The following is a 22,777-nucleotide window of genomic DNA, read 5'->3' on the forward strand; positions in this document are numbered from 1 at the left end:
CGGCACGGCTTCCTCTCTCGGTCTCCGCCGCGGCGTGAGGGGATATTGCGCGATCCCTTCTTTCCTTGTGGGGACTGCTCAGGCGCCCGAGTGCCGCAGCCAATGGCGGTCGAAGACGTCCAGGATGGCGCGGAACTCGGCCGGCGGGACCTGGTGGACGCCGCCGTCGCTGCCGCCGACCAGGAAGCGCGTGAGCTGCCGGTCGACCTGCTCCGGCTGCTCGATGGCGATGCCGAGCGATGCCAGATCACCCGATATCGACTGGTCGGGCAACAGGTATCCGCCCCATGAGGCGGCGCCAGGCAGTGGAGCGCGCAGACGCACGATGAGGATCCTTGTCAGCGATGGCTGCGCCTCCGGGCCGATGATGGCGGTGCCGCACATATAGCCGCCAAGCACGCTGCCCGGCTGCGACTGCGGGAACAGGCTGATGAAGAACTGGGCATCGCCGCCGACTTCCTTCAGATGCACGTAAAGGGCGCGCTTGGCCGGCGTGACCGGACCGCCAAGCACCAGCTGGCCGGTCGGCAAGGACTCGCGATAGGTGGCGGTCAGGCCATGCATGCCAGGCCCTGGCTCGATCGACAGGATGCCCTTGATGAACTGGCCGCGAAAATAGGGCGACCAGGCGCGCGAATAGCATGCGTAGGTTCCGGCGAGCGCGAAGGCGAGGCTGCGCTCTTCATGGCTGGATGCCGTCTCGAACTGGGCGCTGGCGCGGCGTTCGAGCTCGGCCCTGTCGACGCCGTGATGGTCGGAGATGGTGGCGATGAAATCCGGCAGATCGCAGTCGGCGATCCAGGCGCCCGGGTGCTCCAGGCGAAGCAGCTTCGCCCAATCGTCGTAGACGCTGTGCTCACGCGGCTGGGCGCGGCCCTGCAGCCATTTGTCGGCGCGGCCGAGATCGAACGCGGTCTTCGGATTGACAGCCCGGAAGGCCGCCGCCAGTTCCTTGCGGGTGACAGTTCCCAGCAGGGCTGAAGTCAGCCGCAATTTCTGCCCGATATGCTGTGCCATGCGGCCGCCCCTTACTGTCCGCTGTCAGCCATAACACGCCCTGGCGCATCCTTACATTGTACTTTTCCACAAGCTAATATTCCAGGAATTCCAAAGAATTCCACGGCATTCCGCGCGTGCTGCCTTCTCGGTTCGCGGGCCGGCGCTAAGCTCGCCGCGGGCAAGGGGCAGGCCGTCGGGACAACACATAGAAATGTGGGCTGGGCACGTCTTCCTTCGCAGAGCAGTGACACGCTTCAACCGAGCAACGGCGAAACCAGGCTCAGGAACCTGGAGCAACCGAACCGTAATGCCACTTCAACCTGAAGGAACGACCCGATGAACTCGAGCGCCTCTTCCAGACTGACCTTCATTGTATTTACCGCCGGATGCATCGCATTGGCGCTGCTCTTCCGCTACGCGCCGGCCGGTGATCTTCCCTCGAAATATGTCAAAGGCCCGGCTGCGCAGGCCGCGCAGTCGACGCGCATCGACATCGACAACGAGGCGCACGCGATCCGCTTCTACATCGACGGCAAGCAGGTCGCGCTGCTCGACGAGTCCGGTTTCAAGCAATGAATGCCGTGGAACCAAGGGAGGAAACCTTCATGAAAGTCGTTCTATCCGCGCTGTCCGCGCTGCTCGTCATGCTTGTGCTCGCGCAGAGCGCGGAGGCCAAGAAGAGGGCCCCGGCGCACCAAGACAACGCCGCCAAGGCCGAGGAAACCCGTCCGCCGCTCGACAACACGTCGACAGGTGGGATAACGCCCGCCGCGGAGGCAAAGGCGCCGGCCGGCGACGGGTCGCAGTACCCGCCGGCGCTGTATTTCAATTTCCAGTAGGAGACACCCTGCCCGGCCCTCAGCCGGCAACCGCTGCCGGCACTTTCCTGGCGGCAGGCCGGGCGCGGCGCGGGCGGCGCTTGGCGGCGAGCTTGAGGACCACCGGCGGTGCGCTCGACAGCGCGCCGGTGACGGCGTCGACCATGCCGTAGGCGACGAAATCGGCATTGAGGTCGCCGGCCTCGGCGGTGGCCGCCTGCCTGTCGCTGTTGCCGGTTTCCGACCAGAAGACGATGCCGACCCTGAGCTTTGGCCTGCGGCGCTTCAGCCGCCGCACCAGAAAGCGCGCATGCTTGACGGAATCCCGGTTGAGGAAGCCGATGACGACCGTATCGATCCCGTCGAGTTCGAGATGGCGCACACCGCCGGGCTCGATATCGGTGAAGCCCGCCTTCGTCACCGCGGCGCCCTGCACTTCCAGCACCTGCGCCAGCATGGCGGCCGCCGCATCGTCGAGTTCGTCGCGCCCGCCAGCGCATAGAACCGCAATGCCGGTTCCATCCGGCAGGTTCACCTCTTCAACCTCCTCGGCTTCCTTGTCCTCGCCAGGCCTGCGCTCGGACGCCTTGCGTTCGCCGGCCTTATCGTCGCCCGAGCCGGCGGCTTCCGGCTCGACCTCTTCCTCTTCGGCTTCCTGCTGGGCACTGTCGTCGAGGTTCGCCACCAGGGCCTCGGCGCTGCCGGCCACCAGGCGCCGCTGCTCATCGTCGAGGACGCCGCGCATGCGGTCGTGCTCGCCGAGCAGCAAAGCAGGGATAGCCACCTTGTCGTAGAACTCGAACAGATATTTGTCTTCCAGGTATTCCTCGGCGTGGTCGGTCGCCTCGTCGGGGTCGCCGGCCAGGAGCCGCTGGTAAAGCCGGGCATGGGGCTCCAGCACCGGCTCGTTGCCGAACAGCACGTCGAGGAACTCGAATTGCGGCACATGGCGGCCGAGCACGACCAGGCAGACGGTGAGCGGCGTCGACAGGACCAGGCCAAGGGGGCCCCAGAGCCAGGTCCAGAAGATCGCCGCGACGATGATGGCGAGTGGCGACAGGCCGGTGCGCGAGCCGTAGAGCCAGGGTTCGATCACATTGCCGGTGATCAGCTCCATCACGATGAACAGGGCCGCCGTCCACAAGAGCAGCGCCCAGCCGGGTGCCACGGCCAGCGCCAGGAACAGCGGCAACAGCGCGCCGATAATCGGGCCGATATAGGGGACGAAGCGCAGCGCCAACGCGAGCATCCCCCACAACAGCGCATTGGGGATGCCCAGCACCCAAAGTCCGATGGTGATCGGCACGGCGTAGACGATGTTGACCACCAACTGCATCAAAAGATACTGGCCAACCCGCTTGCCGGCATCCTGCAGCGCCTGCGTGGTGCGGTGAAGATCGCCATAGCCGACCAGGCGGATGAAGCGGTCGCGCAGATCCTCGCGCTCCATCAGCATGAATATGACCACGACGATGACCAGGCCGGCCGAGGCGAGCGGGCTGAGCAGCGGCGCGATCAGGTTCTGCAGCACCTGTAGCGGCTTTTCATGCGCGACGATCTCGACCGGGATCGGATCGCGCTTCGGCGTCTCGGCCGCCGATGGCAGTTGCGGCTCCTGGCGCTCGATCTCCTGGCCGACGCGCTCGATCACCCCGCTCAGCCTGGCGATGATGCCGCCGCCGAGGCCGCTTTCCTTCAGCGCGCGGATCTTGGTCAGGATATTGATCTGATAGACGGGGATGTTCTGGGCGAGATCGCTGACCTGCGTGGCGACGACGAAGGAGAACAGGGCAAGGGCGGCGAAGGCGCCGAGCACGCTGGCGACGACGGCGGGCAGGCGGGGAACCCCTGCGCGCTTGAGCGAGGCGACGACCGGCGCGATGGCGAAAGTGAGCAGCAGCGCGACGGCGATCGGCAGGAAAACCTCGCGACCGAAATAGAGCGCCGCGACCGTCGTCACCACGGTGGCGACCGTCGGCAGCACCGTGCGCGGATGGCCCCGCGATGCAGCAAGCAGACTTGCCAGTCCCGGCTCCGACGCTCGCATGCCGTTCCGACGATTCACCTGATGCCTCCGCCCTGCCAATGGCCATGATCGGCCATATTTAGCCGGCAGGCAACGCGCTCGCCCACCGCCCGGTTCCGATGGGCGGCGGCAAAGCCGCCGATCTCCTCGCTTGTGGGGGAGATCAGCAGCTTTTGCGCTCTGTCACTTAACCGGGATCATCAGATGGGCGTAGGGCGTGCCCGGCCACATCACATAGGGCTTCGAAGTGTCAGGCTTGGGGTCGGACGGATAGCCCTTCATGACGTCCATGGCATTGACGATCATCACATGCGGGCCGGTCTCTATCCAATTGTTGCCTTCAGTGGGCGCAGTCGCATAGGGGTCGGTGTTGCTGCCGTCGGTGCCACCGGACAGCATGTACATGAAGCCGACCTTGCCCTTGGGCGGATCCTTCTTCTCGACCCACGCCATCGCCCATTCCATCGCGTTTGCATCGCCGCACATCGGGTCCGGGCCGGGCGAAGCCGGGTTGTCCGGCATGCACCAGAAGCCGTTCTTGCCCTCGCGCACCGTGCGCATGGTGCCCTTGTCATCCATGGCGTAGATTGCGGCACCGCTCGCCACGGCACGGCGGCGGCGCGGCGGACTCGGCGCTCTTGATCAGCGCAGCATCGTCGGCGGCTGCGCCTTGCATCGCAATCAAACTGCTCGCTGCCAATAGCGCAGCGACCGTCAGAAGCCGTTTCATGGCCGTTCTCCGGTTCGAGTTGATCTGTTGTGCATGATGTCGGACGCACGGCGCTCCCAGCGCCGTTTGTCGGTGATCAAATGCTAGCAGATCGCACGTTTCCGGACAACGATACTTTAGCGCTCCCTAACATTCGGTGAGTTGGGTCGTGGGTCCCGGCGCCGGCCCAGGCGGTGCTTTCGCGTGCCCGCCGGCGCGGCCGCCTCAGCCCACCCTGACGACAAAATGCTTGGTCACCGGCTCGATGATCTTCCAGGTTCCCTTGAAGTCGGCTTCGACCACGAAGGCATCGCCCGGCCCGACCTCGACCGGGGTTCCGCCGTCGGGCGTGATGATGATGCGGCCGGCGATCATGTGCACGAACTCGTAGTCGGTGTAGGTGGCATGGTAGGTGCCGGGCGACGCCCGCCAGGTGCCCGAAATCACCTTGCCATCGGCGGTGGTGTGCTGCACGGCGGTCTGCATGGTCGGCCTGCCCTCGACCACGACCCAGCCCGGCAGGTCGCCGGCCTCTGCATGCTCGATGGCGCCGAATTTGAGGATGGTGGTGTCGGTCATGTTGAGCTCCCATTTCGGCCGATATTGGCTGAGCGGGAATAGCCGATGCGCGAGGCACGGGCAACGCGAAGGCCGACCGCGAATGTCGGAGACTGGCGAAAGCGCCCTTGCCTTCTCCCCCTGTGGGAGAAGGTGGATCAGCGCGCAGCGCCGAGACGGATGAGGGTGTTCCAGCTTGGCGCCAGCTTACCCCTCGCCCGGATTGCCAACCGATTTGTGAAGAACAAATCGGGGCAATCCGACTCTCCCACAAGGGGGAGGTAAGAGGCGCCCCTCCCCTTATGTTGCACTGCGTTAAATATGTTGCATTGCGATATCGGCGCCCAGGGGCGAGTCTGTTCCTGGGTGGGCTGCCAACGACCAGTACGAGGCGTCGTCTTGACAGCACAGTTCCCGGCCTCGGCTTCGTTCCGGCCCGACATAGAAGGCCTGCGCGCGCTGGCGGTGGCTGGCGTCATCGCCTTCCATTTCGGGCTCACGGCGCTCCCCGGCGGCTTCACCGGCGTCGACATCTTCTTCGTCATCTCGGGCTATCTGATCACCCGCCATCTCGTGAACGAGATCGGCGAGACCGGCCGGCTCGACCTCTGGCGCTTCTATGCGCGGCGCGCGCGCCGGCTGCTTCCGGCCGCGCTGTTCGTCATCCTTGCCACGCTGGTCGCCGGCGCCGTCATCCTGTCGCCGGAGGAGCAGTCGCTCTATTCCAAGGGCGCCATGTTCGCCTCGGCCTACATGATCAATCTGTGGCTTATCCGCTGGTCGTTCGACTATTTCGCCGCCGACGCCGCCAACAACCCGTTCATCCATTTCTGGTCGCTGTCGGTCGAGGAGCAGTTCTACCTCGCCTGGCCGGCGCTGCTGATGCTTGCGACATGGTTGAGGCCGGGCAAGCGGGCGGTGATCCTGGTCATCGGGCTTGCCGGCCTTGTCTCCTTCGCCGTCTGTGCCTGGCTGACCACGGTAGCCCAACCCTGGGCCTTCTATTTCTCGCCGTTGCGCGCCTGGGAGTTCGCCGCCGGCGGGCTGGCAACGCTCGTGCCGGCGGCGGCCTTGCGGCAGCGCCGCGGCCTGAGCGCCGCCATGGCCTGGGCGGGCCTTGCGCTGATCGCCATCGCCTATCTTTGCTTCAGCGAGGACGCCCCCTTCCCCGGCCTGCCGGCTTTGGTGCCGGTGGCCGGCACTGTCCTCATGCTGCTGGCGGGAGCGGCCGGCGCCAGGAACGGCCTCAGTGCCGTCCTGGCGCTGCCGCCCTTGCAATGGGTCGGCAAGCTTTCCTATTCGCTCTATCTCTGGCACTGGCCGGTCATCGTCTATGCCGGCATGCTTACCGCCGAGCTCTCCACCGTGCAGCGCCTCTTCTGCCTGGCGCTGACGCTGGCGCTGTCGGCCTTCACCTACCTGTTCATCGAGAACCCGATACGCCGCAATGGCTGGCTTATGGCCAATGCGGCGCGGGCGCTGGTGCCGGCCGTCCTCCTGACCGGCACCGGCGTCGTCGCCGCCTACGCCAATGCGCGACTGGCCGTGCACGACCTCGACCCCGAGCAGCGCGTCATCGCCGAAAGTGCGGCACGCCCCTCCACCGCGCGCGCCAAGGGCGGCTGCGTGCTCGATTTCGAGACCGTCAAGCCCAAGCCCTGCGTGTTCGGCGCCAAGGATGCCGAGGGTTCGGTCGTGCTGTTCGGCGACTCGCATGCCGATCATTGGTCGACGCCGCTGATCGAGGCGGCAAGCAGGAACAACTACCGCGTCGTCACCTATCTCAAATCCTCCTGCCGTGCCTCACGGGTCACGACCTGGAACTGGCGGCTGAAGCGCGACTACACCGAATGCGACCGGTGGCGGGAGCAATCGGTCAAGGACATCATCGCGCTGCATCCGCGCATGGTGGTGATCTCGGAATTCTCGATCGGCAACGTGATGAAGGAATCGCCCGAGGAACTGAGGCACGCCGATTGGAACCAGGAATGGAGGGCCGGCCTGCACTGGACGCTCGCGGCATTCAGCCGGGCCGGGATCAAGGTCGCAGTGATCAGGGACGTGCCCTACAATGGAAACTATGTCGACAAATGCGTGGCGCGGGCGCTGTGGCGCGGGCAGCCCCCTGAGGTCTGTGATACGCCGAGGATCACGGCGGCGAACGACGATATCGCCGCGGCGGAGCGCGACGTCGTGCGCAGCGTGCCCGGCGCCACCTATGTCGACCTGACCAGCCAGTTCTGCGACCAGACCACCTGCCACGTCTTCATCAACGGCAAGCTCGCCTACCGCGACCGCCATCATCTGGCGACCCCCTTCGCGGAATCGCTGGAGCCTGTGGTGGAAAAGACAGTGCTGCGGCAGGTGCGCAGTTAGGGGCGAGAGCCGTACCTACTGCGGTCTTTCAGCTGCGAGCGGCGTTTGCCGGAGCTGCGTCAGGGTCGGAAAGCGCGGTCGTGCCAGCTGTGCGCACCGCATCAGACGGTTTCGAGCCGGCTGAACCGGACCGGAATGAGTTTGCGGGTCTTGATCTGCCCTGCCGCGGCCTTGTCGATAACAGTCAGAAACTGAACGTCTTCGGCCACCAGTGGCAGAACCAGACGTCCCCCTGGCTTGAGCTGGTCGAGCAGAGCCGGCGGCGTCCGGTCGGCCGCCACGCTCACCAGGATCTTGTCGAACGGAGCGTGCTCGGGCCAGCCGCGAGACCCGTCCCCGACACGGATGGCGACGTTGGAGAAGCCAAGGCCGCGCAGTAGATCCTCGGCCTGGCTGGCGAATTCCTCGATGATCTCGACGCTCCAGACCTGTCCGGCGAGTTCCGCGAGAATCGCGGTCTGATAACCCAGTCCGGTCCCGATCTCGAGCACTGACTCGTGGCGTCGGGGAGCAAGGAGATCGGTCATCAGAGCGACCATGAAGGGCTGAGAGATGGTCTTGTCGAAGCCGATCGGCAGCGGCATGTCCTGGTAAGCATAAGGCGCGACCGAGGCCGGCACGAAGAGATGTCGCGGCACCCGCAGCATCGATGCCATCACCCGCTCTTCGAACGTTGCCTTGCCGAGTTCGTCGCTTGTAAGGTCGGCGAGGATCGCAATCATCTCGACCATGTGCCTGCGTAGGATCGCAAGGTGCTCTTCGTTCATCGGTTTCATGACGGTGGAGCTTTCCTCGACCAGTCTGCTGCCAGATCGTTTTATACCCTGTTCGTCCTGTCACGGTCACGCCCGCCATTGGCGGGGCCCGACGGCGCGAAGCGGTCATGCGCGAACGCCGCCCTTTGGAGCTCGGCGCAGCCAGCCGATGCGCGCGTCCCGTTCCGCCGGCAAACGCTGGAACAGATCGAGCGGTTCCGGGAAAATGACGGATGCATGCCGCCAGGCGGCAACGAATGACGCGGCCGGGCGTTTGGGCGGTGTCGAGAAGCTGGAGCCAAGCTGGCCGGAAAGCGGCTCTTTCGGGCCGGTGGACCTAGATTTCCGTTTCTCGGCCGCACAGGCGATTGGATCGCCAGGGAGAAGGACATGGCTGCGGGTCATACCAAATCAGACGGGCCGGACCTGGCTCAGGGCATCGCGTTCTCCGACCTTGCCGATGGCGGCAAGCTGGTCGGCCACTGCGGCGATGAAGAAGTGCTGCTGGTGCGCCGCGGCGCCGAGGTCTTTGCCGTCGCGGCGTCCTGCACACATTACGGTGGGCCGCTCGTCGACGGTCTTGTGGTGGAGGATACCGTGCGGTGTCCCTGGCATCACGCATGCTTCGATTTGCGCACCGGCGAGGCCTTGCGCGCGCCAGCCCTCAGTCCGCTGGCCTGCTGGTCGGTGGAACTGCGCGATAACAGGATCTTCGTGGGCGAGAAGCGCAAACGGACGGCAGCGAAGCCGCGCGATGCAGGCTCCGACCCGGCAAAGATCGTCATTGTCGGCGGCGGCGCGGCCGGATTCGCAGCGGCCGAAACACTGCGGCGCGAACGCTATCAAGGCAGCATCGTCATGCTCAGCAACGACGAAGCGCCGCCGGTAGATCGGCCCAATCTTTCCAAGGACTACCTCGCCGGCAAGGCGCCGGAAAGCTGGATTCCGCTGCGCGGCGAGAGCTTCTACGCAAAGAACGATATCGACCTGCGCCTCAAAGCGGACGTTGCCGGCATCGACGTGCGTTCCGGCGAGGTCGTGCTCGCCGACGGCGCCCGGGTCCGCTACGACCGGCTGCTGCTTGCGACCGGGGCCGAACCGGTGCGCCTCACCATTCCCGGCGCCGACCAGCCGCACGTCCACACGCTGCGCTCGTTCGCAGACAGCAGGGCTATCATCAAGCGGGCCACGGGTGCGCGCCGCGCCGTGGTGCTTGGCGCCAGCTTCATTGGCCTGGAAGTTGCCGCGTCCCTGCGCACACGCGATATCGACGTCCATGTCGTGGCGCCGGAAGAACGGCCCCTGGAGCGGGTGCTCGGTCCGCAACTGGGCGACTTCATCCGTGCCCTCCATGAGGAGCATGGCGTTGTGTTCCATCTCGAGGACAGCGCCAGCAGCATCGATGGCGGCAAGGTGACGCTTACCAGCGGCAAGACGCTGACGGCCGACCTGGTCGTCGCAGGTATAGGCGTGCGACCGCGGACCGGGCTTGCCGAACAGGCAGGGCTTATCCTTGACCGCGGTGTCGTCGTAAACGCCTTTCTGGAGACGAGCGCGCCTGGCGTATTCGCCGCCGGCGACATTGCGCGATGGCCAGACCCCCGCAGCGGCGAGACCATCCGGATCGAGCATTGGGTGGTTGCCGAGCGGCAGGGGCGAACCGCGGCGCTCAACATGCTCGGCCGGCGCGAGAAATTCGAAGCGGTGCCGTTCTTCTGGAGCCAGCATTACGATGTTCCCATCAACTATGTCGGCCATGCCGAAAAGTGGGACGAGATCGCGGTCGATGGCGACATCGGTGCCAGGGACTGCCTGCTGCGCTTCAAGCGCGACGGCCGCACGCTGGCCGTCGCCTCGATCTTCCGCGACACCGCGAGCCTGGAGGCCGAGGTGGAAATGGAGCGGGAGATGACTGCCGTGAAATCGTAGGCGGCACCCCGCGATGGCTTGCGAGGCAGCCTGAGCACCATCAATGCTCGCCAGCCTCAAGCAGGGAATGGCTGTGGCCAACAAAAGCGAGTGTCGTAGATAGGCTTGGATCTATTCGAGAGCCTTCATCAAGGCTCGGCAGTTCTGGCGTGCAGCCTCCCAACCCAGCGCCTGCCGGGCGAACTTCGCACCAAGGCGTATCAGACCGGAACCATTTTTATCGGAACAGCACCGCGTCTCAGGGGTTTTATTAGATCAGCATTGAAAAGGAGGTAGTCATGAAAAAGCTCCTGCTCGCCTCCGTCATCGCGATTGCGTCGGCGGCGGCTATGATCAGCCCGGCCAGTGCCGACAGCCTGCGCCTCGGTATCGGCATCGGCCCGGCCTATGACGATGACTATTATGGCGCCTATCGCCCCTATTACGGCGACCCTTACTATCGTCCGCACTACCGCTACAATGTCTACGACGATGGCTACAGGCCGCGCTACTACATGCGCCACCACCGTCATTGCTGGACCGAGTACCGTAAGCACTGGCGCCACCACCACCGCGTGATCGAGAAGATCCGCATCTGCGAACGGCGGTGGTAAGCGTTGATACCGCCTCCCCTTCTCCCCTTGCGGGAGAAGGGCGTCGCGCTTGCAAATCCCCGCCCACATGGCATCTGATCTCCACCCCGCGACGAACTGCTCAGGCGGCTTGCGCGTCCTTTCTGGTTCCATCCTTCGCCGTGACCGACATCCTCTCATCGGCACGCTGAAGCGCGGCGGAACCCGCTTGCCGCTCGGCATCCCGTCTGCGGTGGGCACGACGCCCCTTGCCGCTACCCCGCGGCAATCTCCTCCTCATGGGGCCAGATCCACACCGACGAATATTAGCGATTGGGAACATAGGTCTCCTGCGGTGCGTTTAGCCGATGATCAGCCTCAGGAGGAGGTTGCCATGAAAAAACTGCTACTTGCTTCAGTGATCGCCGTTGCCACCGCGGCAGCCACGGTCGCGCCGGCGGATGCGCGCGGATTGGGATTTTTCGGTCCCGCTTTCGGTCCGTTCGGCGGCCCGTTCTACGGCGGCCCGTTCGATGGACCTTTCTATGGTGGACCCTTCGGCGGACCGTTCTATGGCGGCGGACCGTTTTACGACTATGGCGGCCGCTATTACGGCCCGCGCTATTACCGTGACTATTATCCCGGTTACGTGGGCCGCTATCCGCACCGCTACCATTACCGGCACCATTACCGCCATTGCCGCGTGAAGTGGGTGAGGCACTGGCACCATCACCGCCGGGTGCTGGAACGCGTGCGGATTTGCCGTTACTGACGAGGCGGGCAGGGAGCGAGGCTCCCTCGTCAACCTCGGGCTTGACCCGCGGATGGATACCGTGACGCCAGTCCTACAATGCGGCGGATCAGAATTCCGCTTCGCCGCAACGCTCACAAGTCACGGCATGGATCTCAGGGTCTGCGCGCGTCGCTTCGCTCCTTGCTTCGCCCTGGATGACGACCGCGAAGCTTGTGGGCGCCACCTCCTCCGCCTTGCAAATCCCTGCCAAAATGCCATCTAGAAAGCCGGCACTCAGGAGACAAACGCGTGACGCAGCGAAGCGGCAGCGCCGACCTGCCGCTGCATGGCGGGCGGGTCCCGAAATGGCTGGGCGATCGGATGACGAAGCTGGGCGCCGTGCTGTGCGAAGCCATCATCCACCATTACGGCCGCGACGAGCTTTTGCGGCGCCTGGCGCACCCCTTCTGGTTCCAGTCTTTTGGCGCCGTGATGGGTATGGACTGGCACTCCTCCGGCATCACCACCTCGGTCATCGGCGCGCTGAAGCGCGGCCTCAACCCGCTATCCGGCGAGCTCGGCATCCATGTCTGCGGCGGGCGCGGCGCGCATTCGCGCAAGACGCCGGGCGAATTGCTGGCCATCGGCGACCGCACCGGCCTCGACGGCGAGGCTTTGGCCACCGCCAGCCGGCTGGTGGCCAAGGTGGACAGCGCCGCGGTGCAGGACGGCTACGACCTTTACCTGCACGGCTTCATCGTCACCGACGACGGGCGCTGGGTGGTGGTGCAGCAGGGGATGAACGGCGACGCCCGCCAGGCGCGCCGCTACCACTGGCTGTCGGAAGGCTTGACCAGCTTCGTCGACCAGCCGCATGCGGCAATCGAGGGCGAGCGCCAGGGCGAGATCGTCAACCTCACCGACCGGCGCGCCGAAAAAGCGCGCGGCGGCCAGATCCAGCTTCTGAAGACGATGAGCCCGGAAAAGATCCTGACCGAGCTCGCCGTGCTGGAGCCCCCGGAAATCGTGAGGCCTGAGCCGGAACCGGCCGCGCAGCCGCTGCTGCCCAACCTCGTCATGCCGGCGCATCACGACGTGCGCGAGAGCGACATCGTCATGCGCCGCCTGCACGGCAACATTTCCGCCGCGATCGAAAGCGGCCCCAAGGATTTTCCCGAGCTGCTTTTGGTTCCCGGCGTCGGCCCGCGCACCGTGCGCGCGCTCGCCATGGTCTCGGAAGTGGTGCACGGCGCACCCTACCGCTTCTCCGACCCGGCGCGCTTCTCGCTCGCCCACGGCGGCAAGGACCGCCACCCCTTCCCCGTGCCGCTGAAGGTCTATGACGAGACGATATCGGTGCTGAAATCGGCGGTGGGCAAGGCCAGGCTCGGGCGCGACGAGGAGCTGCAGGCGCTGAGAAGGCTGGATGGCGAGTCGCGAAGGATGGAGCGGTATGTGACGGGGCCGAGCCTGAAGGAGATCGTCGCCGGGGAGATGGACCAGTCGCAACTGCTGGGTGGCCGGAGCGTGTTTGGGTGGGAGGGGGCGCAGAGCGACGACGATTCAGACCTGGGTGCAGCACGCTGACTTGGGACTACCAGTAGCGGGGCGACCAGATCATTATACATAACTGCATTAGTAAATTTTCGTCTCCTTCTTGTAGAAATAATGAGCGACCAATAGAAACAATAATCGACTTGTTTTTGCTAAAGCTTGCAAAAACCCATTTCTCAAGTGATGCTGCCAGGTGGGGGACTCGGCATGAAGACATTCGCATGGACGTTGGTTTTAGTGCTGCTGGCGATTGGCGACGCGATCGCCCAAACCGCGCCTGAGCCTATCATGCTGCAACATGCACCGCCGATGGGCTTCATCGTTGTACGCAGCAACGCACCCGGATGCGAGCCGACATGTCCGGAATGGATTTCTGCGCAAGGTCACATCGAGGCCGGTACACCAGCTTTGCTGAAGGCTCTGCTGAAAAAACTCGGCCACCGCAAGTTACCTTTGGTGTTGAATTCCCAGGGCGGCGAAACCGAGGCAGCGATGGCGCTTGGCCATATGATCCGCGCCGGCGGTCTCGACACGATGGTTGCCAAGACGGTATTTTCCGAGTGCGCGCCAGACGCAAAAGCTTGCGGGCTGGACGACCTCCACTTCGGTATCGCCAACCCCTATCGGCGCAGTCTGCTCGTCGGCTTGTACGATGGTTCTGGCGAGCGGCGTACGACGTCTGGCAGACAGCCGCGCCTTTGTCGGCATTCATCGAATCATGCTGCCGACCGTCAAGAAGATCGGCGGCAATAAGACCATCGTGCTCGTTCGGGTGCCCGAATGGTATGAACGCAAGATCGACAGCTATTTCACCGAGATGAATGGGGCTCGTGGATCTTATCCGCCATGCAAAAAACGCCTGACGACAGCATACGATACCTCATGACATATGAGCTTTTAGACCTGAACCTGATAAACGAGTTCGGTCACGGCGACACGCACACCTCGACAGATATTTGCAAGACCACGCCGCCGGCGGACAACTGCCGCACTGTCAGGCAATAGGAAAATAGAGAGCCGGAGGTCGTCGAAGCGCCAGTTCGGTGCAGTTCCGTGTCTTTCAGGCCTAACGCTGCCCAAGGCTGCCGGCAGCATATACTCATCGACGGAAAACTCACCCCGCCTTCCTCCCCATCATCCCATAGTGCACCGCCAGCAAATCCAGCCCGACCTTCAGCAGCTTGACCACCACATCCCGCCCGTCGCCGCTGCGTTCGGCGATGGCCTTCACCGACTGGCCTTCGAGGCAGACCTTGCGCACCACATCCGCCACCTCCCAATGGGCGAGCGCGGCCGCCGCCTGCGCATGGGCGCGGCCGGCTGAGAGGACGCGGTCGGGGATGCCGGCATTCACTCGAGTGCCGTCGACGCGCTCGCTCCAGGACTGTGGTTGCAGCCCCTCGCGCGCGGTGCGCTCGAAATCGTCGCGGAAGCGCCCTCCCGCCTCGCGCTGCTGGCGCGTCAGCGAGGTGATGCCCACCAGCGGATCGACATTGCGCAGGCGCACGATGCCGCCGGTGGAGGTGTAGCCGCCGTTCGAGACCGCGTAGACGCGGCGTGCCTCGGCGGTACCGGCCGCGAGGCGCTGGCGGCCAAAGGCGTCTTGCTTCAGCGCGAAGTCGTGGCCGACCTCGCGGCGGATGCGCACCTGCTCGGCCTCGCCCTTGGGGAGCTTTGGGGGTGCGGGTTTTTTGGAAGGTTTGCGGGGCATAAGCGGGTCCTTGTGTGGGGGATTGTCGAAATGGTTGCGCCAGGCACCCCTCATCCGTCTCGGCGCTGCGCGCCGATCCACCTTCTCCCACAAGGGGAGAAGGGAGAACCTGGCGGCGGCGGCGCTGCCAGCTACCAGCGTCGGCGATGGGCTGCGAGGCTGGCCCGGTCTCCCCTTCTCCCCTTGCAGGAGAAGGTGGCCGCGAAGCGGACGGATGAGGGGTGTTCCGCGGCACGCCGTCTCCAGATGTCAGCTTTTCACCAGCTTCACAGGTGAATCCCCTCCCCGCTTGGCGATCAGCTCGCGCATCAGACGGCGCTCGCGCACCTCGATCGAGAGCTGGGCGCTGGACGGGCAGAACTGGGCGCTGTCGACCCTGGCCTCGCCGCGGATGAAGCGCTGGATGGCGGCCTGCACGTCCGCCAGCTCGGCATCCTTAACGGCGGCCAGGTAGCCGCGCATCTGCATGTCGACGTCAGCGCGCGCCGACTGCGGGAAGCATGAGAACATCGCCGCCAGGACCTTGGCCGCCTGCTGCAATTCGGCTGCTGTCATTGATCTCCTCGATGATTGAATTGGCGGCATCGAGATGGGTTTTTGGCCGATGCCAGCCGGGCCTTTCTTTCGGCGCGCCTGCGCGTCCTGAAAAAGCGAGAGCTTTTTCCCTGGACTCTGGGTTCTGGGAGTCTGGACTCTGGGGCTTATCCCCTGCCCGGCCGCGCGGCTTAACCCGCCCGTTGTCCGCCCCCTTATCCCGGGGCGATTTTGCGCTGTCGTTTGAAAGGCTTGGGTTGCCGCCCTTCAAGCCGTTGCGGCGCGCGAGCCTGGCCTTGCGGGCGTCCGCGATCATGCGCCGCGAATAGATGCGGCCGTGGCGATCGCGCGAGAATACACGGTTCCGCTCGAGCTCGCCAAGCAGGCCGGCAAGCTCCGCCTCGGGACAGCCGGTCAGCCGGGCGAGCGCCGACTCGTCCAGCCCCTTGCCGGCGACCGCGACATAGCCGATCGGCTCGTGCGCGGCGGCCACGCACAGCAGGCGCATCCACAACCCTTGCGCGGCGAGCGAGCAAAGCCTGAGGTTGGGATCGGACTCCCAGTCCGCCCAAAAGAATTTCGACCAGACGGTGCCGCTCATGGGGAGGTGTCCGGATGGGCGGCGCGCCAGTGGGGATCGGGTAATCTCCCCCACCTGGGGGGAGATTGGCAGTTTCGGCCACACCGCCCATCATACCACCCCCGCCCGGTTCCCATGGAACCTGGCATGGTGGTGGCTGCAGTAGCTGCTCATCGGGCGCGTGCGCAGGCCGCAGCAGAGCATGTCGGGGCCGGGGCGCGCGCCGGGCGGATCGTCGTCGGCATCCTCGCGTAATGCGAGGTCGAGCGGCGCGCGGCAGCGGCCGAACAGGCAGTCGGTGAAGCGCATGGCGGCGACATGCGGCTGGCGGCCGGGCGCAGCCGGCCGCGGCGGCGCGGGGATCTTGTAGAGCTGCGCTTCGGATTTCTCGCGCGCCAGCCCGCCCGGCGCGAGCCATGCCGGCGGCAATGTCCGCGCTGGCATCCTCATCCTGGCTTGCTTCGGCTTGGGCGCGGTGCGGGCGGTCGCGATGTCATCCGCTTGCGCGGAGACCGCATGGGCCGATACGTCGACTCCGCCCTGCCCGTCCTCCGCGGCAGCTGCGTTGCAGCTGCCGAGGGTGGACCGGACGTCTCCCCCACTTGCGGGGAGATTGGCGGTTCCGGCGCTGGCGCCCGCCATCGACTGAGCACGTCTGGAAAACGCCGCCGGTTGGGAGAGCGTCACCCCTCCAGCGGCAACCCTGCCCCGCTTGCCTGGACGATCGGGCCGCGTCGCGTGCTTCCTCGGCCGGCCACCGGCGCGGCCGCCCTTGGGGTTGGCGAAGCCGATGGCGCGCAGGCCGGCGTTGCGATGCACGATGCCGATGATGGCATTGCGCGACACGCGCGCGCCGCGCAGCGCACTGAAGCGGGCGGCGATGCCGGAGGCCGAAAGCCCCTCCTTCAGCCAGGTCGCGATTTCGGTGAGTTCCTTGTCGGTATAGGCGGCAGGCATATCGGCATCCATCGGTTTGCGGGCTTGCGGGCGCGCGCCAGGGCTCGGCCCGAAGGCCGTCGCGAAAATCGTTCGGGGATTGGTCGGATCAGGCGGGACTCGGCGCCTCGCCATCAAGGCGCAGAAGGGCGGCCTCCGCCGCCTCCCTGGTCAGGCCGGACACCGCCCGGCCGGTTGCGCGATCGAAGAGGATGACGGTGCCGTCCTCAGTGCGGATCAGCGAGGTGACGCCGGTCCGCGGCGGGCCGGCGGCCTGACGAAGAAAGGGGGCCGGAGCCGGGGGAGGAGCGGCTCCGGCCGTTCCGGTGAACCGGGGTGCGGGCGGCTCAGCCGGATCCGGGGCAAACGCCCCGGTATTCGTCCGGACCGGGGAGGAGGACGGCCCGGACGATTGGAATTCAAAGTCGAAATGCACGCTCATGCCGCCTCCCCTTGCGCCGCGCGGCCGGCCAGCCATTCGTAGCTGACGCCGGCAATGCCGCGCCTCCGGCAGGCCGCCACCACATGCGCCCAGTGCTGCGGGGCGATGCGCTCGCGGCGGCGCATCTGGCGGGCGGCCTCGTAGCCGCAGCCGACATCGGCGGCGAAGGCGCCGATGCTGTGCCAGCGGTCGATCAGCCCGGAAATACCCGTGGGCTGCCCCGAGATGCTGGTGGGCAGAGCCGAAGCGCTCGTGGGCAATGCGGAAATGCTTGCGTGATGGTCGATCATGCGGTAAGCGTACGTTATGTACGAAAGAGTCGCAAGCGAATTCGTACACTTTGGACGATATTTTTCAGGCATTTTGTACGATGATGGATTCACGGCACAGATTGCAGCAGGCGCGCGCCCAGGCCGGCTATGCCTCGCCCAGCGATGCGGCCCGCGCCCTGCGCGAGATCAACAAGAACACGCTGATCAGCCACGAGAACGGCAACCGGCCGCTGTCGCGCAAGGCGGCGGAGAAATACGGCCGGCTGTTCGGCGTCGACCCCGGCTGGCTGTTGTTCAATGCGGACGGCGCCGAGGCCGCACCGGTCAGCCTGCAGCCCTCGCCCGTCACCGTCGACGTGCCGATCGTGTCCTGGATCAGCGCCGGTGAGCTCGGCAGCCAGGACAGCGTCGTCAACCTCTCCGACTATCCGACCATCCCGACCGCCGACCTAGAGGAAGGCGAGTGGATCGCGCTGCGCGTCGACGGGCCGTCGATGAACAAGATCTCGCCGCCGGATTCGATCATCTTCGTCAATCTGCGTGACAAGCGGCTGGTGACCAATGGCTGCTATGTGATCTCGGACGAGACCGGACGGGCCACCTACAAGCGCTGGCGCCCGAACGACACCCCGCCCTTCCAGCCGGCGTCGTACCTCGACATCCCGCCGCCGGAGCTGGAGGGCGCGATCACGATCATCGGGCGGGTGAAGCGGTCGATGATCGATATGTGAGTAATCTCGCTCTCGCCCGTCGGCCTCTGACTGCTCTTTCATGACGCCGCAATTTCTGCTTGCATGGCAAGCAGCCGTCGGCGTCGGCCGAGGTCGATGGTTTCGGGGGAGAACCGGCGAAATGACGAACCGGGAAGGCGTGGGCGAAAGCCGGCTGATACGGCTGGTGCGAAAATGGCGCCTGCCGCTGTTGCTGCTGCTGACCGGCGTCGTCGCGCTGGACGTCCGTGGCGCGATGGGGATCGCCAGCAATCTCGCCTACACGGCCTGTATCGGCAATGCGGCCGACCCGGCCCGCCGGATCGAAGCTTGCACGCAAATCATCGACAACCAGGCCGACGGTCCTGACAAACGCGCGACGGCCTACTTCAAGCGCGCCTACGCCTGGTCCATGGAAGGCGATCTCGACCGCGCCATCGCCGATAGCGACCAGGCGATAAGCCTCAATCCTGAATACGCATCGGCTTACTACAACCGAGGCTACGACTGGGCCACGAAGGGCGATTACGACCGGGCCATTGCCGATTACGGTCAGGCGATCGCCTTCGACCCGAAAAGCAGCGCTGCTTACAACAACCGGGGCCTTGCCTGGGCGTACAAGGGCGACAATGACCGGGCCGTCGCGGATTACAACCTGGCGATCATCGCCGATCCAAAGAACGCATCCGCATACCTCAACCGGGGCGGCGCATGGGCGGCGGAGGGCGCCTTCGATCACGCCATCGCCGACTACAACCAGGCGATTGCCTTCGATCCGACACTCATCGGGGTCTATGAAAATCGTGGCCTGAGCTGGGGCGGCAAAGGCGACTACGACCGCGCCATCGCCGATTTCAACGTGGCTATCGGCCTCGATCCGAAACGCGGCTACGCCTATTACGGCCGGGGTCTAGCCTGGTCAAACAAGGGCGACGACGACCGCGCGATCGCCGACTACGACCAGGCCGTGGACCTCGACCCGAAGCTTGCCGATGCCTACTACGCGCTGGGCCTCGCCTGGGCGCATAAGGGCGACCACGACCAGGCCATCGTCGACTACGACCAGGCAATCGCGCTCAATCAGAAATCCGCCGATTTCTACAGCGCCCGAAGCGCCTCCTGGAAGGCGAAGGGAAACCGCGAACGCGCCGAGGCCGACCGGAAGACGGCAGTTAGCCTTGGCGGTAAGTAGGTTGCCAGACTGGAAGGTCGCGTTGCTTCGCGCCTTCCCCTGCCCTCCGCTTGGCTCAGGGCCGGGCGCACAATCCAGCCACCGCAATTTCTGCTTGCATTCTGGAACAGAATGAGAACTGGCGCCTGCCGCGCTCTTCAAAAAGTGGCCGTCGTTCAGCGCCTTCAACAAGGCATGCCCCAGCGCCGGGTTGGTGAGCGTGTCCTTGTTGGCGGCGATCAGCAGGTCGCCTGCCTCCCGCGCATGATCGACGGCGAAAGCGTAGCCGGCGCGCGTCGCCTGCGCGAAGGCTGCAGCCGCCTTCGGATTGGCGCCAAGGAAGGCGTTGCTGGAGACGATCAGCGTGGTGTGCGCGTCGCGCACGCCGTAGTCGGCATAGCGGAACGAGCGCTGCTTCAGGCCCTTCAGCACTGTTCGAGCGATTGGGGAAGAGTGTTTTTGGAGCGAGGTGCGAAACGCTGTTCCTTCTCTCCAGTGGACAAGGCGGAGTCGCGTTATAAGATTTTCACTATTTTCTTATAACTCCCTTGAAATCCGGCCGGATAGCGTGCAGTTATAAGAAATCTGTGTAATTCTTATAACGCCCAGCCCAGACTTGGGATCGCGCCATGAAAACCATCGATCTCGCCTATCGCACCATGTATGCCGAGCTTGTGCAGCGCAGCCTGGATGCTTCCTTCGAGACCGATTTCTCGACAGCGGGCAATTTCGTGCGCGTGCCAGTGAAGGGCCGCGACTATTGGTACTTCGAGGAGACCCGGCCGACGAAGACCAGGCGTTATGTCGGTCCGGCCGAGGACCCCGAGATCGCCAAGCGGGTCGCGGCCTTCAAGGAGATCAAGAGCGATCTGAGAAGCCGCCGCAAGCTGGTTTCAAGTCTCGTGCGCGACGCCGGCCTGACGGCGCCGGACCCCGTCACCGGCGACGTGGTCGAGGCGCTGGAGAAGGCCGGGCTCTTCCGCCTGCGCGCGGTGCTCGTCGGAACGGTCGCCTTCCAGACCTATGCCGGGCACCTCGGTGTCAGGCTGCGTGGGGCCGCGCTGCAGACGGGCGACGCCGACTTCGCCCAGTTCCATTCCGTCTCGGCCGAGGTGGACGACAGCCTGCCGCCGGTTATCGAAGTGCTGAAGGCAGTCGATCCGACATTCCGCGAGGTTCCGCACCGGACCGATGCCGGACGCGCGACGCAGTTCGAGAACGCTTCCCGCTACCGGGTCGATTTCCTAACCCCGAACCGGGGCAGCGACGACCATGCCGATCACGCAAGCCCGATGCCGTCGCTGGGCGGCGCCTCGGCACAGCCCTTGCGCTTCCTCGATTTCCTGATCCGCGATCCCGTCCGGACGGTGCTCCTGCACCGCTCCGGCGTGCCCGTGCTCGTCCCCTCGCCCGAGCGCTTCGCCGTCCACAAGCTGATCGTCGCCGCGCGCCGCGAACGAAGCGCCGGCGCCAAGCGGGAGAAGGATCTGTATCAGGCAAGCCTGCTGGTCGAGGCGCTGGACGTCACGCGTCGGCAGGACGACCTCGCCTTTGCATTCGCCGAAGCGTGGAACAGGGGCGACGCCTGGCGGGACGCGCTGCGGAAAGGCCTGAACCTGCTCGGTCCCGACAGCCGTGACATGGTCGACCTGGTGCTCGGAACAGCGCTTGCCGCAGTCGGGGCGCAACTCGAAGGCTTTACGATGCGGCTCGCCTAACACGCCACGATTTGCCGCCTTATCGTTCAATTTGTACGAATTCATCTTGACCCGTATTCGTACGTAAAGTACGATATTTCCCTTCTCCGAGGGGAACATCCTTGAACACCGCGAACCACGCCGCCTTCGCCGACCTCTCCCGTCCACTGCTTTCATCCTTGCCGCTCGAACAGCGCGAGCGCCTCGCCGGCGCCTGGCGGATGGCAAGCCAGGACATCGCCGAGGACATCCGCTTCATCCGCCAATATCTGAAGGTCATCGCCGAGAAGGAAGAACGGCTGTCGACCGGCACGCTGGTCCACAGCCGCGCCTATGTCGAGGCCTGCGCCGGTTGGTTGCCGCGGACCGTGGCGCGCTATTTGCGCAACCTGCGCGCCATCACCGAATGCGAGTTGGCGATGACGGCTGCCGGCATCAGTTTTGCCAAGTCAAGCGATGCGTGGTGAGCCATCGCTTCTCCGCTTGTCTCCTGCCCTACGAACTGAAGACGGCGTTCACCCGTTGAACTTGTAGGGGAATTGTTTGGCGATGCCTTCCGTCAGCATGTCGGCGAACTTCAGCATGTGATCATGCCCTTCGTCGTAGGACTTGATGTCCGCCGCCCAATCCTTCTTCAGCCGGCCGACCACCTCGCCGGTCGTCAGTTCCAGATGCTTGTGGAGCATGTCCCGGAGATCTTTCTCGGGCCAGTTCGGATTGGCCTTGCCAAGGAACACCGCAATGTCATCGGCATTGCCGGTCCATTTTTCCTGAGCGGCCGAGAGCTTGTCCTTGCTGCCTGATTTGGCCGCCTTGACCACTTCCGTCGCAATCTTGATGTGGTCTTTCAGCAGCGCGGCCAGTTTCTGGCCGGCCGCATCACCGTAGTAAGGCTTTACCGCGTCGCCTATGTCGTCCTGGTTCTGGAGGAGACGCTTCGCGACTTCGTCCGTGTCTTGCAGATCAGCGAGGGCGCTGATGATGTAGTTGCGCGTGTAAGTGATGTGGTCTTCCCAAAGTTTCCGCATTGCCGCTCGAACGTCCGTCGCCGATTGCGGTTCGCCGGCGCGAGCGGGCAGCAGCGACAACCATCCGGCAGCCGCAAGAGACACAGCAGAGAGAGAGGAAAGCAGTACCAGACGCCTGTTCATGGCCGATCTCCGAATGTGCCAACACTCGCGCGACAGATGGGCAGCAAAGCGCGGCCGATCGGCTGTTTCCGTCCCGATCGTCGGCACCCGAAGGCGATGTTCGCTATCGGAAGATGAACATTAGCGATGGCTAAAGGTTCCGCGCCGGCGGCGAAATAGCGAGCCGTGGCGATGGCGATCCTTACGATGGAAAAAGGCTCCGGCGTAGCATGCCGGAGCCTTCGTCCTTTTTCGACGCATCAACCGCCGCTCGGAGCCGGCGCGGGGGCGGCCGGAGCCGGAGCCGCGGGCGCAGGTTCTGATGGCGCAGGGGCCGCAGGCGCGGGTTCCGAAGGCGCGGGCGCCGCAGGCGCAGGCGCTGACGGCGAGGATGCCGCCGGCGCCTCGACCTTGGGCGATTCGACCTTGACGTTGACGTCTTTGCTGCCGCCGCCATTGATGTTGATGACACCTGTGAAGACGAGCAGAACCACGATCGCCAGAATCGCGAGAACGACCGCGACAACCGTGCCACCTCCGCCCGAATTCACAACCGTTGGACCGTCAGCCATGGTTCTTCTCCTTA

Annotated in this window: 27 protein-coding genes and 1 pseudogene; 12 read left to right on the plus strand and 16 right to left on the minus strand. The window is 65.0% G+C overall.

Annotated elements, in window-relative coordinates; translation table 11 throughout:
- Positions 1-78: 78 nt before the first annotated feature.
- The gene (locus EJ073_RS08680; RefSeq protein WP_126055353.1) at positions 79-1,017 is read right to left on the minus strand and encodes a hypothetical protein; all 939 of its coding nucleotides are present in this window, start codon (positions 1,015-1,017) and stop codon (positions 79-81) included.
- 378 nt (positions 1,018-1,395) lie between these two features.
- Here EJ073_RS08680 and EJ073_RS08685 point away from each other — a divergent pair, with 378 nt between their 5' ends.
- Positions 1,396-1,575, plus strand: a complete 180-nt coding sequence (locus EJ073_RS08685) for a hypothetical protein (RefSeq protein WP_245455507.1) — start codon at positions 1,396-1,398, stop codon at positions 1,573-1,575.
- Positions 1,576-1,604: 29 nt separating this feature from the next.
- Complete coding sequence (locus EJ073_RS08690; RefSeq protein WP_126055355.1) at positions 1,605-1,838, plus strand: hypothetical protein; 234 nt, start codon at positions 1,605-1,607, stop codon at positions 1,836-1,838.
- A gap of 19 nt (positions 1,839-1,857) precedes the next feature.
- Here the strand turns inward: EJ073_RS08690 and EJ073_RS08695 are convergent, their stop codons facing one another.
- From EJ073_RS08695 to EJ073_RS08705, 4 genes are all read right to left on the minus strand, one after another.
- Positions 1,858-3,864 carry an AI-2E family transporter gene (locus tag EJ073_RS08695; protein WP_126059134.1) on the minus strand — a complete coding sequence of 669 codons (2,007 nt, stop codon included), beginning with the start codon at positions 3,862-3,864 and terminating at the stop codon, positions 1,858-1,860.
- 162 nt (positions 3,865-4,026) lie between these two features.
- Positions 4,027-4,422, minus strand: coding sequence for a hypothetical protein (locus EJ073_RS08700; RefSeq protein ID WP_245455508.1), 396 nt, complete (start codon positions 4,420-4,422; stop codon positions 4,027-4,029).
- Complete coding sequence (locus tag EJ073_RS32030) at positions 4,415-4,573, minus strand: hypothetical protein (protein WP_245455509.1); 159 nt, start codon at positions 4,571-4,573, stop codon at positions 4,415-4,417. Before EJ073_RS32030 ends, EJ073_RS08700 begins: the two co-directional genes overlap by 8 nt.
- 204 nt (positions 4,574-4,777) lie before the next feature.
- Positions 4,778-5,131, minus strand: coding sequence for a cupin domain-containing protein (locus EJ073_RS08705; RefSeq protein WP_126055356.1), 354 nt, complete (start codon positions 5,129-5,131; stop codon positions 4,778-4,780).
- Positions 5,132-5,509: 378 nt separating this feature from the next.
- On the opposite strand from EJ073_RS08705, the gene EJ073_RS08710 reads away from it, so the two are divergent.
- Entirely contained in the window at positions 5,510-7,486 is a 1,977-nt protein-coding gene (locus EJ073_RS08710) for an acyltransferase family protein (RefSeq protein WP_245455510.1), read from the plus strand.
- Between the two features lie 101 nt (positions 7,487-7,587).
- Here EJ073_RS08710 and EJ073_RS08715 read toward each other — a convergent pair whose 3' ends face one another.
- The gene (locus EJ073_RS08715) at positions 7,588-8,262 is read right to left on the minus strand and encodes a protein-L-isoaspartate(D-aspartate) O-methyltransferase (RefSeq protein ID WP_126055358.1); all 675 of its coding nucleotides are present in this window, start codon (positions 8,260-8,262) and stop codon (positions 7,588-7,590) included.
- Positions 8,263-8,367: 105 nt separating this feature from the next.
- Positions 8,368-8,646 (minus strand): hypothetical protein, encoded by a 279-nt coding sequence (locus EJ073_RS08720; protein WP_126055359.1) that lies wholly within the window; start codon positions 8,644-8,646, stop codon positions 8,368-8,370.
- Here EJ073_RS08720 and EJ073_RS08725 point away from each other — a divergent pair.
- The 5 genes from EJ073_RS08725 (at position 8,632) to EJ073_RS08745 (ending at position 13,761) form a co-directional block, all read left to right on the plus strand.
- The gene (locus EJ073_RS08725) at positions 8,632-10,170 is read left to right on the plus strand and encodes an FAD-dependent oxidoreductase (RefSeq protein WP_126055360.1); all 1,539 of its coding nucleotides are present in this window, start codon (positions 8,632-8,634) and stop codon (positions 10,168-10,170) included. The two genes, EJ073_RS08720 and EJ073_RS08725, sit on opposite strands and share 15 nt — an antisense overlap.
- A 278-nt stretch (positions 10,171-10,448) precedes the next feature.
- The gene (locus EJ073_RS08730; protein WP_126055361.1) at positions 10,449-10,763 is read left to right on the plus strand and encodes a hypothetical protein; all 315 of its coding nucleotides are present in this window, start codon (positions 10,449-10,451) and stop codon (positions 10,761-10,763) included.
- A 352-nt stretch (positions 10,764-11,115) separates the two neighbouring features.
- Positions 11,116-11,493: a hypothetical protein gene (locus EJ073_RS08735; protein WP_126055362.1), complete on the plus strand. Its 378-nt coding sequence runs from the start codon at positions 11,116-11,118 to the stop codon at positions 11,491-11,493.
- 270 nt (positions 11,494-11,763) lie between these two features.
- Complete coding sequence (locus EJ073_RS08740; RefSeq protein WP_126055363.1) at positions 11,764-13,041, plus strand: DUF763 domain-containing protein; 1,278 nt, start codon at positions 11,764-11,766, stop codon at positions 13,039-13,041.
- A 174-nt stretch (positions 13,042-13,215) separates the two neighbouring features.
- The gene (locus EJ073_RS08745) at positions 13,216-13,761 is read left to right on the plus strand and encodes a hypothetical protein (protein WP_126055364.1); all 546 of its coding nucleotides are present in this window, start codon (positions 13,216-13,218) and stop codon (positions 13,759-13,761) included.
- A 361-nt stretch (positions 13,762-14,122) separates the two neighbouring features.
- Here the strand turns inward: EJ073_RS08745 and EJ073_RS08750 are convergent, their stop codons facing one another.
- From EJ073_RS08750 to EJ073_RS08775, 6 genes are all read right to left on the minus strand, one after another.
- Complete coding sequence (locus tag EJ073_RS08750; protein WP_126055365.1) at positions 14,123-14,719, minus strand: DUF6456 domain-containing protein; 597 nt, start codon at positions 14,717-14,719, stop codon at positions 14,123-14,125.
- A 249-nt stretch (positions 14,720-14,968) separates the two neighbouring features.
- Positions 14,969-15,274, minus strand: coding sequence for a hypothetical protein (locus tag EJ073_RS08755; RefSeq protein WP_126055366.1), 306 nt, complete (start codon positions 15,272-15,274; stop codon positions 14,969-14,971).
- Positions 15,195-15,854, minus strand: coding sequence for a hypothetical protein (locus EJ073_RS08760; protein WP_126055367.1), 660 nt, complete (start codon positions 15,852-15,854; stop codon positions 15,195-15,197). Before EJ073_RS08760 ends, EJ073_RS08755 begins: the two co-directional genes overlap by 80 nt.
- A 90-nt stretch (positions 15,855-15,944) precedes the next feature.
- On the minus strand, positions 15,945-16,790 hold the full coding sequence (locus EJ073_RS08765; RefSeq protein ID WP_126055368.1) for a GcrA cell cycle regulator: 846 nt from the start codon (positions 16,788-16,790) through the stop codon (positions 15,945-15,947).
- An 88-nt stretch (positions 16,791-16,878) separates the two neighbouring features.
- Positions 16,879-17,211, minus strand: a complete 333-nt coding sequence (locus EJ073_RS08770) for a hypothetical protein (RefSeq protein WP_126055369.1) — start codon at positions 17,209-17,211, stop codon at positions 16,879-16,881.
- Positions 17,208-17,501, minus strand: coding sequence for a hypothetical protein (locus EJ073_RS08775; protein WP_245455511.1), 294 nt, complete (start codon positions 17,499-17,501; stop codon positions 17,208-17,210). The genes EJ073_RS08770 and EJ073_RS08775 overlap by 4 nt, the downstream gene beginning before the upstream one ends.
- 80 nt (positions 17,502-17,581) lie before the next feature.
- On the opposite strand from EJ073_RS08775, the gene EJ073_RS08780 reads away from it, so the two are divergent.
- A complete protein-coding gene (locus EJ073_RS08780) occupies positions 17,582-18,214 on the plus strand; it encodes an XRE family transcriptional regulator (protein ID WP_126055370.1) in 633 nt (210 codons plus the stop codon).
- A gap of 121 nt (positions 18,215-18,335) precedes the next feature.
- A complete protein-coding gene (locus EJ073_RS08785; RefSeq protein WP_189347678.1) occupies positions 18,336-19,385 on the plus strand; it encodes a tetratricopeptide repeat protein in 1,050 nt (349 codons plus the stop codon).
- Between the two features lie 291 nt (positions 19,386-19,676).
- Here the strand turns inward: EJ073_RS08785 and EJ073_RS32915 are convergent.
- Positions 19,677-19,796, minus strand: a pseudogene (locus EJ073_RS32915) (myristoyl transferase); the annotation flags it as partial.
- Between the two features lie 197 nt (positions 19,797-19,993).
- Here EJ073_RS32915 and EJ073_RS08795 point away from each other — a divergent pair.
- Both EJ073_RS08795 and EJ073_RS08800 read left to right on the plus strand, forming a co-directional pair.
- Entirely contained in the window at positions 19,994-21,082 is a 1,089-nt protein-coding gene (locus EJ073_RS08795) for a GSU2403 family nucleotidyltransferase fold protein (protein ID WP_126055372.1), read from the plus strand.
- Between the two features lie 101 nt (positions 21,083-21,183).
- The gene (locus tag EJ073_RS08800; RefSeq protein ID WP_126055373.1) at positions 21,184-21,528 is read left to right on the plus strand and encodes a hypothetical protein; all 345 of its coding nucleotides are present in this window, start codon (positions 21,184-21,186) and stop codon (positions 21,526-21,528) included.
- Positions 21,529-21,576: 48 nt separating this feature from the next.
- On the opposite strand, the gene EJ073_RS08805 is transcribed toward EJ073_RS08800, so the two are convergent.
- Both EJ073_RS08805 and EJ073_RS08810 read right to left on the minus strand, forming a co-directional pair.
- On the minus strand, positions 21,577-22,212 hold the full coding sequence (locus EJ073_RS08805) for an acetylglutamate kinase (RefSeq protein WP_210211277.1): 636 nt from the start codon (positions 22,210-22,212) through the stop codon (positions 21,577-21,579).
- A gap of 239 nt (positions 22,213-22,451) precedes the next feature.
- Complete coding sequence (locus EJ073_RS08810) at positions 22,452-22,763, minus strand: hypothetical protein (protein WP_189363045.1); 312 nt, start codon at positions 22,761-22,763, stop codon at positions 22,452-22,454.
- Positions 22,764-22,777: the final 14 nt, after the last annotated feature.

It is taken from the genome of Mesorhizobium sp. M4B.F.Ca.ET.058.02.1.1, assembly GCF_003952505.1.
Lineage (GTDB): Bacteria > Pseudomonadota > Alphaproteobacteria > Rhizobiales > Rhizobiaceae > Mesorhizobium.

Bases quoted from the DNA above. Each gene is read 5' to 3' on its own strand.
- EJ073_RS08770 (WP_126055369.1), bottom strand. From the start codon at position 17,211: ATGAGCGTGCATTTCGACTTTGAATTCCAATCGTCCGGGCCGTCCTCC.
- EJ073_RS08745 (WP_126055364.1), top strand. From the start codon at position 13,216: ATGAAGACATTCGCATGGACGTTGGTTTTAGTGCTGCTGGCGATTGGC.
- EJ073_RS08765 (WP_126055368.1), bottom strand. From the start codon at position 16,790: ATGCCTGCCGCCTATACCGACAAGGAACTCACCGAAATCGCGACCTGG.
- EJ073_RS08705 (WP_126055356.1), bottom strand. From the start codon at position 5,131: ATGACCGACACCACCATCCTCAAATTCGGCGCCATCGAGCATGCAGAG.
- EJ073_RS08700 (WP_245455508.1), bottom strand. From the start codon at position 4,422: ATGGATGACAAGGGCACCATGCGCACGGTGCGCGAGGGCAAGAACGGC.
- EJ073_RS08735 (WP_126055362.1), top strand. From the start codon at position 11,116: ATGAAAAAACTGCTACTTGCTTCAGTGATCGCCGTTGCCACCGCGGCA.
- EJ073_RS08750 (WP_126055365.1), bottom strand. From the start codon at position 14,719: ATGCCCCGCAAACCTTCCAAAAAACCCGCACCCCCAAAGCTCCCCAAG.
- EJ073_RS08715 (WP_126055358.1), bottom strand. From the start codon at position 8,262: ATGAAACCGATGAACGAAGAGCACCTTGCGATCCTACGCAGGCACATG.
- EJ073_RS08695 (WP_126059134.1), bottom strand. From the start codon at position 3,864: ATGCGAGCGTCGGAGCCGGGACTGGCAAGTCTGCTTGCTGCATCGCGG.
- EJ073_RS08680 (WP_126055353.1), bottom strand. From the start codon at position 1,017: ATGGCACAGCATATCGGGCAGAAATTGCGGCTGACTTCAGCCCTGCTG.
- EJ073_RS32030 (WP_245455509.1), bottom strand. From the start codon at position 4,573: ATGAAACGGCTTCTGACGGTCGCTGCGCTATTGGCAGCGAGCAGTTTG.
- EJ073_RS08805 (WP_210211277.1), bottom strand. From the start codon at position 22,212: ATGAACAGGCGTCTGGTACTGCTTTCCTCTCTCTCTGCTGTGTCTCTT.
- EJ073_RS08785 (WP_189347678.1), top strand. From the start codon at position 18,336: ATGACGAACCGGGAAGGCGTGGGCGAAAGCCGGCTGATACGGCTGGTG.
- EJ073_RS08760 (WP_126055367.1), bottom strand. From the start codon at position 15,854: ATGAGCGGCACCGTCTGGTCGAAATTCTTTTGGGCGGACTGGGAGTCC.
- EJ073_RS08780 (WP_126055370.1), top strand. From the start codon at position 17,582: ATGATGGATTCACGGCACAGATTGCAGCAGGCGCGCGCCCAGGCCGGC.
- EJ073_RS08795 (WP_126055372.1), top strand. From the start codon at position 19,994: ATGAAAACCATCGATCTCGCCTATCGCACCATGTATGCCGAGCTTGTG.
- EJ073_RS08690 (WP_126055355.1), top strand. From the start codon at position 1,605: ATGAAAGTCGTTCTATCCGCGCTGTCCGCGCTGCTCGTCATGCTTGTG.
- EJ073_RS08730 (WP_126055361.1), top strand. From the start codon at position 10,449: ATGAAAAAGCTCCTGCTCGCCTCCGTCATCGCGATTGCGTCGGCGGCG.
- EJ073_RS08720 (WP_126055359.1), bottom strand. From the start codon at position 8,646: ATGACCCGCAGCCATGTCCTTCTCCCTGGCGATCCAATCGCCTGTGCG.
- EJ073_RS08810 (WP_189363045.1), bottom strand. From the start codon at position 22,763: ATGGCTGACGGTCCAACGGTTGTGAATTCGGGCGGAGGTGGCACGGTT.
- EJ073_RS08775 (WP_245455511.1), bottom strand. From the start codon at position 17,501: ATGATCGACCATCACGCAAGCATTTCCGCATTGCCCACGAGCGCTTCG.
- EJ073_RS08725 (WP_126055360.1), top strand. From the start codon at position 8,632: ATGGCTGCGGGTCATACCAAATCAGACGGGCCGGACCTGGCTCAGGGC.
- EJ073_RS08755 (WP_126055366.1), bottom strand. From the start codon at position 15,274: ATGACAGCAGCCGAATTGCAGCAGGCGGCCAAGGTCCTGGCGGCGATG.